Below are 13,102 nucleotides of genomic sequence, written 5' to 3' on the forward strand. Positions count from 1 at the left end.
GGGATTCACATGAGAAAACGGGAACTCACGCGTCAGACGGGTTGCAGGGCTTCGTGCTCGCCGTCGGGAAGCGTCACGGTGATCGGATCGCCCGGGCGAACGGCGCCGCCGCTGAGCACGATCGCCATCACACCGGCGAGGCGCACCACCTCGTCGTCGTCGCCGCGTGAGACGAGCCGCTTCATGAGGCCGTCGCCCAGCTGGTCGATCTGCTTGCACGGGTTGCGGAGCCCCGTGATCTCGATCTCCGCCTCGGGGCCGAGCCTGACGCGGGTGCCTCGCGGCAGCCCCAAGAGGTCGACCCCACGCGTCGTCACGTTCTCGCCGAGCGCACCCGGCGTAACCTCGTAGCCGTCGATGGCGAGCTCGTCGAGCAGTTCTGCATGGATCAGGTGCACTTGGCGGAGGTTCGGCGCGGAGGGCTCGCGCTTCACGCGCGAGGGGTGCTGCACCGTCGGCCCGGCGTGGGCATCGCCATCGATCCCGAAGCCGGCGATCAGCTGGATCTCCTCACGGAGCGGTTTGCTGAAGCGGTGCGCGTCGTCGCGGGCGACACCGATCACCGTCGCGCCGGCCGTCGAGAGCTTGATCGGGGAGGTCATGAATCGATCCTATGACCGAGGGCGGGCGTGGCCTCGATACGCGTCGCCTTCCGCGGCGCTACTCGACCACGGAGTGGGTCACGGCGCGACGTAGAGCTTCCGCAAGGTCTGCCGCACCGTCCAGAGGGTGCGCATGCCCGCCTCGAGCCGCACGACCGAGCCCGGCGCCAGCACGATGGGGTCGGCGATGGGATGCTGGAACTCCAACGTCGCGGCACCCGAGAGCACGATGAACACCTCGTCGGCCTCGATGTCGCGCATCGCGCCCGGCGTCATCTCCCACACTCCGACGATTCGCCCGTCGGTCGAATCGAGCACGCGAAGTCCAGTGGTGGGCGCACCCGCGACGACCTGCTCGGCCGGCACGGGCTCGTGCTCGAGGGCGATGGCTGCGGCATCCGTCACCGTGCCCGCATCGAGCCGGAGCTCGCCGTTCACGAGTCGAACCCCAGTCCGAGCGCGTCGAGCGTCTTCAGGAGCACGTTGCGCTTGCCGCCGGCGTGGTCGGCGCGGTCGAGCGACCAGCGGGTGGCGTTGATGCCGAGCGCGGCCGCCGGCTCGGGCGGGAACGGCAGCGGCCGCTCACGCACCATCTCGAGTCGCGTGCGTTCGGTCTCACGGCGCTCGAGGCGATCGAGCATCACCTCGGCGGCGAAGCGCGTGGCGGCGACGCCGAGCCCGGTGAATCCTGCCGCGTACGCGACACGGTCGTCGCGTGCCGTGCCGTAGAACGCGCAGAAGCGCGTGCACGTGTCGATCGCACCGCTCCACTGGTGGCTGAAGCGCAAGCCCTCGAGCTGCGGGAACGTCGTGAAGAAATGGCTCGCGAGACGCGCGAACGTGTCGGGCCGGCGCTCGTACTCTTCGCGCACGCGACCCCCGTAGTAGTAGATCGCGTCGTAGCCGCCGAAGAGGATGCGGTTGTCACGCGAGAGCCGGTAGTAGTGGAACTGGTTCGCCATGTCGCCGATGCCCTGGCGGTTCGACCAGCCGATCGCCGCGAGCTGATCGGCCGAGAGCGGCTCGGTCATCAGCACGTAGTCGTAGACCGGCACGGTCATGAGCGTGTTGCGCTTGAGGAGTGAGGGGAACACGTTCGTCGCGAGCACCGCGTGCTCGGCAACCACCCGGCCGCCATCGGTCACGAGGGCGACCGCTCCTGTCGAGCCCGGCGTGTCCATGCCTAGCACGGGGGAGCGCTCGAAGATCTCGACGCCGAGCTCCTCGGCGACCCGCGCGAGTTCGAGGGCGAGCTTCGCGGGGTGCAGCGTTGCGCTCGTGCGCGTATGCCAGGCGGCACCGAGATACGTGGGCGAGTCCACCTCGGCGCGGGTCTCGGCCTCGTCGAGGAACCGCACGGTCGGGTCATCGCGCGCCGCGGCATCCGCCGCCGACTCACGTAACCACCCGAGCTGGTGCGGCTCGACGGCGACCTCGAGCGAGCCGTTGCGCTCGAACTCGAAGTCCATGCCGTACTCGGCCTCGGCCGCCTCGATCGCGTCGAGGTTCTCGAGCCCGAGCCGGTTGAGCGTGTCGAGTTCATCGGGCCAGCGGGTGAGGCCGTTCTCGCGACCGTGGGTGAGGCTCGCCTCGCAGAAGCCGCCATTGCGGCCGGATGCCGCCCAGCCGATCGTCTTCGCCTCGATGAGCACGACGTGCGCGTTCGGGTTGCGGCGCTTGGCGAGCACCGCCGTCCAGAGCCCGGTGTAGCCGCCGCCGACGATCGCGAGATGCGCGACCCGCTCACCCGAGAGCTTCGGGCGCGCCGGCACGCGGCCGACGTCGTCGAGCCAGAACACCGATTGCGCGGTGTGCTCGAGCGAGTGCTGCACGACGGATGCCGCTGGCCGGCGCCGTTCGAATACGGTCGTTCCCACTGGGATCACTCCATCGCGGTCTGGTACTCCATCCTCCCGCGCGGCGAGGCGGACGCGCCAGCGGCGCGGTGTCCCGACATCCGCTCGCCGCCGGACAGGGTGGCCGGATGGCCGGATGCCGCTGTCGGTGGTACCCGGCACGATGAGGTGTGCCCGAGACGATCGACTACGCCCGCTACGAACTCGAGTTCGACGCCGACTTCTCCGGCCCCGACCTCGACCCCGCCCAATGGCTGCCGCACTACCTGCCGCAGTGGAGCAGCCGCGAGGCCACCCGCGCACGCTACGACGTGGGCGACGGCCTGCTCACCTTGCGGATCGACGCCGACCAGCCGCCGTGGTCGGTGGAGTACGACGGCATCGTGCGGGTGTCGAACCTGCAGACCGGCGTGCGATCGGGGCCCGTGGGCAGCGGCGAGGGGCAGCATCCGTTCCGCGACGGCCTCGTCGTGCGCGAGGCGCAGCGCGAGCAGCGGCTGTACACGCCGCGGTACGGCATCATCGAGGTGCGCGCGGCCGCCAGTGCAGATCCCAACAGCATGGTCGCCCTGTGGATGATCGGCATCGAAGACGTGCCCGAGCACTCGGCCGAGATCTGCGTCATGGAGATCTTCGGCAACGAGGTGACGGATGCCTCGGCCCTCGTCGGCATGGGCGTGCACCCCTTCAACGACCCCACGATCACCGACGACTTCGAGAAGGTTCGCGTCGAGCTCGACGTGCGCGACTTCCACGACTACGCCGTCGAGTGGACGCCCAGCGGCGTACGCTTCTTCATCGACGGGCAGCTCGTGCGTTCGACGACCGAGTCACCCGACTACCCGATGCAGCTCATGCTCGACGTATTCCATTTCCCGCCCGAGGCAGGCGACGCCGGGGCGTACCCGAAGGAGTTCCGCGTGCAGCGGGCGCGCGGGTTCCGGCTGCGCTGAGCTGGCTTGCCAATTCGGGTGTAGGGGATGAGCAGCTCAGGCAAGATAGGTCGATCCTTTCACCCGTCTCGTGATGACCTCGCCCACGCCGAACAGTGCACCGTCGTCGCCGAGCGTTCCCACGACCAGCCTCGGCGGGAAGGGAATCCTGCCGACGAGCCGTGACGAGATCTCCCGGATGGCGTGCTCCGGATGCCGGGCCAGATGCCCGGCCAGCACGATCACCTCGGGATCGAGCACCGTGGCGAGCGCGCCGCACGAGAAGGCGAGCAGGTCGAAGAGTTCGTCTGCGGCCGGCTGTGCAGAGGGAACCTTCTTGGCCGCGTCGTCGAGGAGTCGCCGCATGGCCTCCGGCGCCGCGAGCCGGCCTTCTCCGTGGCCGCTCGCCACCCCGGCGATGCGGGATTCGAGGTCGCCCTGGTCGGTGAAATAGCGGGCGAGGGCGTCCCGCTCCGTGAAGAGGAAGCCCACCTCGCCGGCGGCGGAACGGAAGCCGCGGTAGATCTCCCCATCGTTCACGATGCCCGCGCCGACCCCCTCACCGAGCATGTAGGAGGCCACGCTCTGGGCGCCCCTGCCCGCCCCGTGGGCCCACTCGCCGAAGGCGATCGCATTCGCGTCGTTCTCGACGAGCACGGGAAGGCCCGTGGTGGCCGCCACGATGGATTCGAGGGCGACGTCACGCCAGCCGAGTTCGACGGTGTTCATCACGCGTCCGTCGTGCACGATTCCGGGCACGGAGATGCCGATTCCGAGAAGGTCCCGCTTCTCGAGCGCCGCGGCCTCGACGAGTCGCTCCGTCAGAGCGAGGGTTCCGGCGAGCCTTGTCGACGCGGAGATGGAACCGGTGGCCGGATCGACCTCGAAGGCGACCGAGTCGGAGACGACGGTATTCCGCGCAAAATCCCGCAGGAGTCCACGGGCGCGATCCCGGCCGACATCGATCGCCGCGATCACGCGCGATTCACCCGCGACCCTGAGCAGATTCGACGGGCGCCCGCCCGACGACTGCTGTACGCCCTCCTGGGCCAGGACGCCCTCGGCCAGCATGGCGGCACTCAGCCGCTCGACGGTGGCCGAGCTCAGCCCTGTCTTTGCGCCGATCTGCTTTCGTGAGAGTGCCCCGTTCTCTTCGAGGCAGTCGAGGATGGCGGTTCGGTTGATCTCGGTGACGACCCGGGTCGTTGCCGTGCGCTTCTTCGTGTTCATCGATCTCTTCCTTCGAGGGGTGCCCGGTGCCACAACACGCAAGGAGTCGGGCGTGCCTGGGGCTGGTCACCCGACCATCGACGCGGCCGCCTTGTCAAGAAGTATGGTGACTGCCTGGTGCCTTCGTAGCGCCGACGCGGGGCTCGATCGATCGATCGAGCCCTCGAGTGCCCTGGCCACTGCCTCCGCCTTGCCGGAACCGAACGCGAGCAACACGATTTCGCGCGCGCGCAGGATCGTTCCGATGCCCTGGGTCAGTGCCTGTGTCGGCACGTCGTCGATCCCACCATCGAAGAACCGGGCGTTGGCCCGGCGAGTCTCGGGCGTGAGATCCACCGCGCGGGTGAGGGAGTCGTGCGCCGAGCCGGGTTCATTGAACCCGATGTGGCCGTTGTGGCCGATGCCGAGAATCTGAAGGTCGACTCCGCCGGCGGAGCGGATGCTCTCCTCGTAGGCGTGCGCGGCCTCCACGAGGTCGGGCGCCGAGCCGTCGGGGATCGCGACCCGGAGAGGATCGAGACCGAGCGATCGGGTGACCTCCCCGTCGATGACGCTTCGGTAGCTCTGGGGGCGCCGAGGGTCGATGCCCACGTATTCGTCGAGGGCGAAGGCGCTGGCCTGCGAGAGATCGAGCCCCTCGGTGCGACGAAGCGTCTGGAGGGCCCGGTACACGGGAGAAGGTGTCGATCCCGTGGCGACCCCGAGCACCGCCGTCGGACGAGAGCGGATGAGGGCCGAGATGCGCTCGGCGGCCATTCCCGCGGCTGACTCGGCGTCGGCGGCGACGACGACGCGGAGAGAAGAGGAGGTGTGTACGGGAGCGGTCGTGGTGGTCGTCATGACCTGGCCCCCGATCGCTCGCCGCGCTTTGACCGGAGCTCCCGGGCCAGTTCGACTGCGCCGTGGACGGGGGGAGTCCTCACGACGACCAGCTCGACATCGGGAAGGACTCGCGCGAGGTGATGCCGGATGGCGTTCTCGTATGGCGCCTGATTCACGATCACGCCGCCACCGGCGACGACCGTTCGCCCTGTCGCTCCCCGGTCGATGAGGTGGGCCACGCCGCGGGCGAGATCCGCTGCAGCGGCATTGACGATGCTCGCGGCGGTGCGGGAGCCGGCCTCGACCTGGTCGAAGACCACGGACGCGTGCGCTCCCCAGGCCGTTCCGTTGGCCAGGAGCGACGCGCGTTCAGCCAGCTCCGCGGAATCCCCGGCCTGGAACGCGGCGAGCATCGCCGGGTACAGGGGGTCGGCGCCCCCCTCGCCTCTGTCCCAAGCACCGAGTGTGGCGCGAAGCGCAGCAGACACGAGATCGTGCGAGCTTCCCCTGTCGCCCAAAGGCCAGCCGTAGCCGTCGACTGTCACTCGATCACCATCGGTGGTGGTTCCACTGATCACGGCGCCCGTGCCGACGATCATCTCGATGGTGGGCCGGATGCCTGTTGCGTGGTGCAGCAGGAGCGCGTCGTTCACCACGGTGACGCTCGCGTCGAGCGCCTCTTCGAGGCGAGCGGTCGCCCGTGACATCTGCTCGGCGGTGTCGCAGCCGTGCACGCCGGCCACGACGATCGTGCCGCCGGTGACAGCGCCGAGTGAGCGGACGGCGGCGCCGAGTCGGTCGAAATTGCCTTCGTCGGAGAAGAGTGGGCCGCGACGCCAGTGTTCGGAGGGGATCACGCTCTCGGCGACCGTTCCTTCGTTGTCGACGACGCGGATGTGGGTCTTCGTTCCTCCGACATCGATGCCGACGAGAGAGAGGACCGCCGTGTACTCGAACGAATCGGCGTTCGACGACGGGTTGCTCGGGGGCTGGCGACTCTCGGGCACGACTCTCCGCTTCTGATCAATTCGTCTGTTGCTGGTGAGGAGGGTCGATCCTGTCGCGAGGCGATCGGCGCACCATTGCCTCATAGTGATAATAAAGCACGCCCCAGACCGTTTTCGCAAGCCGCCTCCGAACCTCGATCGAGCCTCTAAGGGGGAATATATCGAACGTGTAAACGCGTGTTTCTTGGGGAAGAATTTCGCCCACTGCCCACATTTTGCGTTGACCAGATAACCATTGCACTGATAGAAAAGACCAACTCGAAGTGGTGTTCTGCAGCCCTTCGCCGCTCCCGCCCAACGAAAGGTCCCCTGTGAACAACCGAATTCGCGTCGCCGTGGCCGTTGTCGCTGCCGGTGCGCTGCTGGCATCCCTGGCCGCGTGCTCCTCCCCGTCATCCGACGAGTCAGCTCCACTGCAGTTCGTGCTCTCAGGAGACGGAACGCAGGGAGGCGGCTACCAGAAGATGGCCGACAAGTACTTCGAAGAAACCGGGACCAAGGTCGAGATCGTGGATGTGCCCGGCGACGACCTCACCACACGCCTGCGGAACAGCGCCCAGGCGAACGACTTGCCGAACATCGCCGCCGCGGCGAACGTCGACCCGCTGTGGAAGGACCAGCTCCTCGACCTCTCGAGCATCGCCAAGGACGACAAGGTGCTGCCCACGCTCACCGTCGAAGACCCGGCGGACGGCAAGGTCAAGGCGCTCCCCTCGAGCCTCACGTCGGTGGGAATGTTCATCAACAAGGACCTGTGGGACAAGGCAGGAGTGAGCTACCCGACCGATGTGAGCCAGACCTGGACCTGGGACGAGTTCGTGGCCAAGGCCAAGCAGGTGCAGACTGCGACCGGAGCGCAGTACGGACTCACGATGGACCCATCGGCGCACCGCCTTCGTTCCTTCCTCTACGAGTTCGGCAGCCAGGGAGTCGTGCAGGACGGTGACTCCATCTCGTTCGATGACGAGGGCAGGACGGCGCTCGAGTACTTCAAGGGAATGAACGACGACGGCTTCATGCCCAAGTCCGTCTGGACCGCCGGCGAGGACGCGAGTGCGACGTTCAAGAGCGGACAGGTTGCCGCCTACTACTCGGGTGTCTGGCAGATCGCCGACTTCCAGGCGAACATCACCGAATTCGCGTGGGCATCGGTTCCGACCCCGCAGCAGCCGGTCAAGGCGACCAACTACGGCGCGGCGTCCTGGATCGTGGGCTTCAGCGGGCAGGGCAAGGACGAGGAGACCGAGAAGTTCATCTCCTGGCTCTACTCGCCTGAGAACTACACCGAGTACTGCGAGATCGCCGGATGCCTGCCCTCCGTGAGCGGCCTCACCGTGAACTACCCCAAGGACGCGGACGCGTTCGCCCTGTACAACGCGGAGATCGCTGCATCTCCGGCCGTCTCGGCCGTGCAGACGACGGACCAGCTGCGTCAGGGCTACGAAGGCAAGAGCATGGACGTCGAACCTCTGAAGGACGAGACGGTCAGGTACCTCAGTGGCGAGCAGACGATCGACCAGACGGTCGACGCGATCATCGCGTCGACGAAGGCCGGGCTCCGCTGAGCTGCCGTCCCGGTGCGCCGATGAGGCGCACCGGGACGCCGGCCGCATCCGACAGCCCCCGATGACCGCACAGACCCCCTCCGGAGGAGAGACCATGACCAGCACGATGCAGAGCGTCGTCAGCCCCGAGGCCGCGGATTCGTCGGTTCTGAGCGGCACCGACTTCACGCCCTCTCCTCGACGCCGACCTCGACGCCGATACCGGCTCACCCCGCTGCTGCTCTCGGCCGGAGTCATCGTGCTCTTCGCGCTGTTCTTCCTGTGGCCGGGCGTTCTCGGGCTCGCCTACTCGTTCACCTCGTACCGCGGCTTCGGACCGATGACCTTCATCGGCCTCGACAACTACACCAGGCTCGCCAGCGACCCGACGTTCTACGCGGCGCTCGGACGCACGTTCATCTACACGGCCTTCTCCGTTCCCCTCGGCTACGCCCTGTCCCTCGCCCTCGCGGTGGCCCTGACCAACCTCAGGGCCCGCGGGAAGACGGCGGCCCGCATCATCTTCTTCCTGCCGTGGCTGGTGTCGCCCATCGTCACCGGGGTCATCTGGCGCTGGATGTTCGGTGAGAACTTCGGCTTCGTGAACTTCGTGATTACCTCGCTCGGCGGTGGTGCGGTGCCGTGGTCGTCTGACGCGAATCTCTCGCTCATGGTGGTGATCCTGGCGTCGTCGTGGGCCGGCGCCGCCTTCAACATGCTCCTGTTCATCGCGGCCATCAACAACGTGCCGACCTCCTACTACGAGGCCGCCCAGCTCGACGGCGCCAACGCCTGGCAGCGTTTCGTCTCGATCACGCTTCCAGGCATCGCCCCGACATCCGTTCTCGTCGTCCTGTTGATGACCCTGGGTCAGATGAAGGAGTTCGCGATGATCCAGGCACTGAACAACGGTGGCCCGGGCACCGCGAACCAGTTGATCGTGCAGTACATCTACAAGACCGGCTTCGGCCAGTCGGACGTGGGCTACGCAAGCGCGGCCTCGATGGTTCTCCTCGTAATCCTCATGATCATCGCGCTCGTCCAGATCGCGATCAGCCGGAAGGCCAATTCGTAATGGCGACCACGATCTCGTCCTCCACGGCACGCCTGTCGGGTAACCCCCCGCGACCGCTGCAGCGCCGGAAGTCCGGCGAGTTCCGCCGCTCCATACTTCCGACCACCATGCTCTGGGTCCTGGCCATCCTCATCGCCTTCCCGCTGCTGTGGTTCCTCCTCTCGTCGTTCAAGGGGGGAGGCGAGCTCTTCACCTATCCGCTCTCCTTCCTGCCCAGGGAGTGGACAGCCGACGGCTATGCGCGGGCCTGGGAACGACTCGACTTCGTGCGCTACTTCGGCAACACGATGCTCGTGGCGGGCGTCACCACTGTTCTCACGGTCTTCTTCTGCGCGACGGCGGGCTACGCCCTGGCCAAGTACCGCGCCCCCTGGCTGTCGGTGCTCGCACTCTGCATCCTGTCGATGACGATGCTGCCCGGCGAGGTCATCCTGAACCCGACCTTCACCGTGGTGCGCGACCTGGGCTTCTACAACTCGCTCCTCGGAGTGATCCTGCCCTCGATCCTCACGCCCACCGGCGTGTTCATGTTCCGGCAGTTCTTCATCACGGTTCCCGACGAACTGCTCGACGCGGCGAGAATGGACGGGGCGAGGGAACTCACGATCTTCTTCCGGATCATGCTGCCGCTGGCCCGCCCCATCATGCTGACGCTCGGGATCATCTCGTTCCAGTGGCGTTGGAACGACTACATCTTCCCGCTCATCATCTTGAGCGATCCGAAGAACTTCACCTTGCAGATCGCCCTGCGCACGTTGATCGGCGCCCAGAACATCGACTGGGTGATCCTCCTCGCCGCGTCGGTCATTTCGATGATCCCGCTCGTTCTGCTCTATCTCGTGTTCCAGAAATACATCACGAGCTCGGACATCAGCACGGGCCTGCGCGACTGATCCTCGCCAGACACCACCCGCAGAGAGAAGCTCCACCTCGCCATGCATCGTGATCGAGAGAAGACTGCCGGTCGCGTCGATCGGTTCCTCAGCGAATCGCTGCCGCCGGCGATCGTCGCAGAATCGTCGCCCCTCGAGGTCGGCATGTGGACGGCCCCCGGCGAACCCGTTCCATTCGCCGAGGCGAGGCAGGCGTCGTATATCGCCTCGGGTCTGGGCACCGAGTGGGGCGAGGCGTGGGGAACGACCTGGTTCCACCTCGTCGGCGCGGTTCCCGCGCACTGGCCGGCTGGGCAGCAGCGCTACCGCCCGGAGCTCTCCCTCGACCTGGGTTTCTCGCAATCCAAGCCCGGTTTCCAGTGCGAGGGACTCGTGCGCACCCCAGCCGGACGCGCGGTCAAGGGGCTGGAGCCGCGTAACCACCACGTGAACCTCGACTCGTCGCCCGGTGAGGCGATCGAGTTCTACGTGGAGGCGGCATCCAACCCCGATCTCTCTGGTGGCGACGACTTCTCCAGCCCGCTCGCCTTCGCTCCCACGCCGTTCGGCGACAGGCTCACAGCCCCCTCAGGAACCCTGTACACACTGGGTCGCCTCGAGCTGCGGCTGGTCGACGTCGAGCTCGAATCGCTCGAGCGCGAACTCCGCATCCTGCGCGGTCTGATGGCCGAGCTCGACGGAGCCGACCCTCGACGAGTGACGATCCTGGTGGCCCTCGACCGGGCGCTCGACGCCCTCGATCCGGATGACCTCGCCGGCACGGTCTCCGCCGCCCGCGCGATGCTCGAGCCGGTGCTCGCTGCACCGGCCGCCCACTCAGCCCACCGGATCGTGGCGACCGGCCATGCCCACATCGATTCCGCGTGGCTCTGGCCGACTCGGGAGACCGTGCGCAAGTGCATCCGCACGTTCTCCAACGTGCTCGACCTGATGGACCGCGATCCGGAACTGAATTTCACCTGCTCGTCGGCACAGCAGTACGCCTGGGTGCGAGAAGCGGATCCCGAGCTGTTCTCCCGGCTCGCCGAGCGCGTGCACGAGGGACGCTTCGTTCCGGTCGGCAACATGTGGGTCGAATCCGATGTGACGATGCCGAGCGGCGAATCGCTCGCCCGCCAGCTGCTCGAGGGAGGGCGATTCTTCCAGAAGGAGTTCGGCCGGGTCGCCGACGTGGGCTGGCTCCCCGACTCGTTCGGCTACTCGGGGGCCCTTCCGCAGCTGCTTCGCCAGGCCGGGCTGCGCTGGTTCTTCACCCAGAAGATGAGTTGGAACGAGACCAACGCGATGCCGCACCACTCGTTCCTCTGGGAGGGAATCGATGGATCACGCATCTTCACCCACTTTCCACCCGTGAACACCTACAGCGGCGACATGCGCCCCACGGAGCTCGCGCGCGACTCCCGCAACTTCAGCGACCACGGAGTGGCGACCACCTCACTGATGCCCTTCGGCTACGGTGACGGCGGCGGAGGTCCCACACGCGACATGATGGCCTCTGGCCGTCTTCAGTCCGACCTCGAGGGATCCCCGCGGCTGCGCTTCGCCACGGCGCACGACTTCTTCGTCGACGCCGAGGCCGAATACACCGACCCTCCCGTGTGGTCTGGCGAGATGTACCTCGAGTTCCACCGGGGCATCTTCACGTCGCAGGCGCGCACCAAGCGCGGAAACCGTCGGAACGAGCGGCTGCTCGCCGAGGCGGAGACCTGGGCCTCGGCGGCAGCCCTGCTGACCGGAGCGCCCTATCCCGGCGAGGAGCTCGACGAACTGTGGCGGGCCGTGCTCCTGCTGCAGTTCCACGACATCCTTCCCGGCACGGCGATCGCCTGGGTGCACCGCGAGGCCGAGGCGAGCCACGCCGAGACCACCGAGCGGGCCGAGAGGATCATCGAGACGGCCCTGCGACAGCTGACGGGCGAGGGCACCCACCGGATCGCCGTGAACGCCGCCCCCGTCGTCGTGCGGGGCATTCCCGCACGAACGGGCGTGCTTCTCGACGCCGAACCGGCCATCGATTCCGCTCTGGGCCGCTCCGAGGTGAACGTGCGCGACGACGATGGGCGCATCGTGCTCGAGAACGACCTCGTCTCCGTGGTCGTCGACAGCGACGGCACGATCACCAGCATGCTCGACAAGACGAGCGGTCGTGACCTGATCGACGAGGGGTGCCCGGCCAATCTGCTGCAGCTGCACAGGGACGAGCCGAACCAGTGGGACGCCTGGGACCTCGACGCCTCGTATCGCGCCACCGTGCGCGACCTCCGCGACGGAACCGTGTCACGAGACGGTGACGCCGTGATCGTTCGGCACGAGTTCGGCGCGAGCGGCATCGTGCAGCGGATCGAGCTCGATGGTGCCGAGCCGACCGTGCGCATCCGCACCGAGATCGACTGGCACGAGCGTCGCAAGCTACTCAAGCTCGCCTTTCCGCTCGATGTGCACGCGGCGGCGGCCTCCTACGAGACGCAGTTCGGTCACATCTCCCGGGCTGTTCACGCCAACACCTCCTGGGATGCGGCGCGTTACGAGGTCTGCGCACATCGCTGGGTGCACGTCGGCGAACCGGGTTTCGGGGCGGCCATCTCGAACGATGGCGTCTACGGCCACGACGTGACACGTCAGGTGACCGACGGCAGGGTGCTCACGGTGGTGCGCCAGTCGCTGCTGCGCGCTCCCAGGTTCCCCGACCCCGAGGCCGACCAGGGCCTGCACTCGATCACGAGCACCCTCACGGTGGCCCCCGGGATCTCCGACGCGATTCGCGCGGGTCGGGCAGCGGATGCCCCGAGCCGGGTCGTGCGCGGCGCCCGGGTTCCGCAGCCCCTCGTCAGCGCGCTCCCGCCGACCTTCGCTGGAACGACGTCGGTGATCGCCGAGACGATCAAACTCGCCGCGGACGGCTCGGGCGACGTGATCGTGCGGCTCTACGAGAGCGAAGGACGGCGAGCGGCCGTGGTGGTCGCCGCCGCCTTCCCGGCCGCATCGTGCACGCTCGTCGATCTGCTCGAGCGGCCGAAAGAGGGCACCGAACCCCGGCCTGAGCACTCCGGCGGCGAAATCCACCTGGAACTACGACCGTTCGAGATCGTGACTCTGCGGATCCGTCCAACGGATGAGATCCGCGCGAAGGAAGGCGCCTGA

Annotated in this window: 11 protein-coding genes; 5 read left to right on the forward strand and 6 right to left on the reverse strand. The window is 67.4% G+C overall.

Features of this window, described 5'->3' with window-relative positions:
* Positions 1 to 32 precede the first annotated feature (32 nt).
* The 3 genes from QFZ29_RS01200 to QFZ29_RS01210 all read right to left on the reverse strand — a co-directional run bounded on the left by QFZ29_RS01200 (position 33) and on the right by QFZ29_RS01210 (position 2,479).
* Positions 33 to 602, reverse strand: coding sequence for an MOSC domain-containing protein (locus QFZ29_RS01200; RefSeq protein ID WP_306892414.1), 570 nt, complete (start codon positions 600 to 602; stop codon positions 33 to 35).
* Positions 603 to 680: 78 nt separating this feature from the next.
* Positions 681 to 1,040, reverse strand: a complete 360-nt coding sequence (locus tag QFZ29_RS01205) for a cupin domain-containing protein (protein WP_306892415.1) — start codon at positions 1,038 to 1,040, stop codon at positions 681 to 683.
* On the reverse strand, positions 1,037 to 2,479 hold the full coding sequence (locus QFZ29_RS01210) for an NAD(P)/FAD-dependent oxidoreductase (protein ID WP_306892416.1): 1,443 nt from the start codon (positions 2,477 to 2,479) through the stop codon (positions 1,037 to 1,039). The genes QFZ29_RS01205 and QFZ29_RS01210 overlap by 4 nt, the downstream gene beginning before the upstream one ends.
* Positions 2,480 to 2,628: 149 nt before the next feature.
* Here QFZ29_RS01210 and QFZ29_RS01215 point away from each other — a divergent pair, with 149 nt between their 5' ends.
* Positions 2,629 to 3,411: a glycoside hydrolase family 16 protein gene (locus QFZ29_RS01215; protein ID WP_306892417.1), complete on the forward strand. Its 783-nt coding sequence runs from the start codon at positions 2,629 to 2,631 to the stop codon at positions 3,409 to 3,411.
* 36 nt (positions 3,412 to 3,447) lie between these two features.
* Here the strand turns inward: QFZ29_RS01215 and QFZ29_RS01220 are convergent, their stop codons facing one another.
* The 3 genes from QFZ29_RS01220 to QFZ29_RS01230 form a co-directional block, all read right to left on the reverse strand.
* Entirely contained in the window at positions 3,448 to 4,620 is a 1,173-nt protein-coding gene (locus QFZ29_RS01220; RefSeq protein WP_306892418.1) for an ROK family transcriptional regulator, read from the reverse strand.
* Between the two features lie 66 nt (positions 4,621 to 4,686).
* Positions 4,687 to 5,460 carry a glucosamine-6-phosphate deaminase gene (locus tag QFZ29_RS01225; RefSeq protein ID WP_306892419.1) on the reverse strand — a complete coding sequence of 258 codons (774 nt, stop codon included), beginning with the start codon at positions 5,458 to 5,460 and terminating at the stop codon, positions 4,687 to 4,689.
* Positions 5,457 to 6,449, reverse strand: a complete 993-nt coding sequence (locus QFZ29_RS01230; RefSeq protein ID WP_306892420.1) for an N-acetylglucosamine kinase — start codon at positions 6,447 to 6,449, stop codon at positions 5,457 to 5,459. The genes QFZ29_RS01225 and QFZ29_RS01230 overlap by 4 nt, the downstream gene beginning before the upstream one ends.
* Before the next feature lie 311 nt (positions 6,450 to 6,760).
* Here QFZ29_RS01230 and QFZ29_RS01235 point away from each other — a divergent pair, with 311 nt between their 5' ends.
* The 4 genes from QFZ29_RS01235 to QFZ29_RS01250 all read left to right on the forward strand — a co-directional run bounded on the left by QFZ29_RS01235 (position 6,761) and on the right by QFZ29_RS01250 (position 13,102).
* On the forward strand, positions 6,761 to 8,014 hold the full coding sequence (locus tag QFZ29_RS01235) for an extracellular solute-binding protein (RefSeq protein WP_306892421.1): 1,254 nt from the start codon (positions 6,761 to 6,763) through the stop codon (positions 8,012 to 8,014).
* 94 nt (positions 8,015 to 8,108) lie between these two features.
* Positions 8,109 to 9,068 carry a carbohydrate ABC transporter permease gene (locus QFZ29_RS01240; protein WP_306892422.1) on the forward strand — a complete coding sequence of 320 codons (960 nt, stop codon included), beginning with the start codon at positions 8,109 to 8,111 and terminating at the stop codon, positions 9,066 to 9,068.
* 107 nt (positions 9,069 to 9,175) lie between these two features.
* Positions 9,176 to 9,961: a carbohydrate ABC transporter permease gene (locus QFZ29_RS01245; protein WP_306892424.1), complete on the forward strand. Its 786-nt coding sequence runs from the start codon at positions 9,176 to 9,178 to the stop codon at positions 9,959 to 9,961.
* A 42-nt stretch (positions 9,962 to 10,003) separates the two neighbouring features.
* Positions 10,004 to 13,102 carry an alpha-mannosidase gene (locus tag QFZ29_RS01250; RefSeq protein WP_306892425.1) on the forward strand — a complete coding sequence of 1,033 codons (3,099 nt, stop codon included), beginning with the start codon at positions 10,004 to 10,006 and terminating at the stop codon, positions 13,100 to 13,102.

This window comes from Agromyces albus, assembly GCF_030815405.1.
GTDB lineage: Bacteria > Actinomycetota > Actinomycetes > Actinomycetales > Microbacteriaceae > Agromyces > Agromyces albus_A.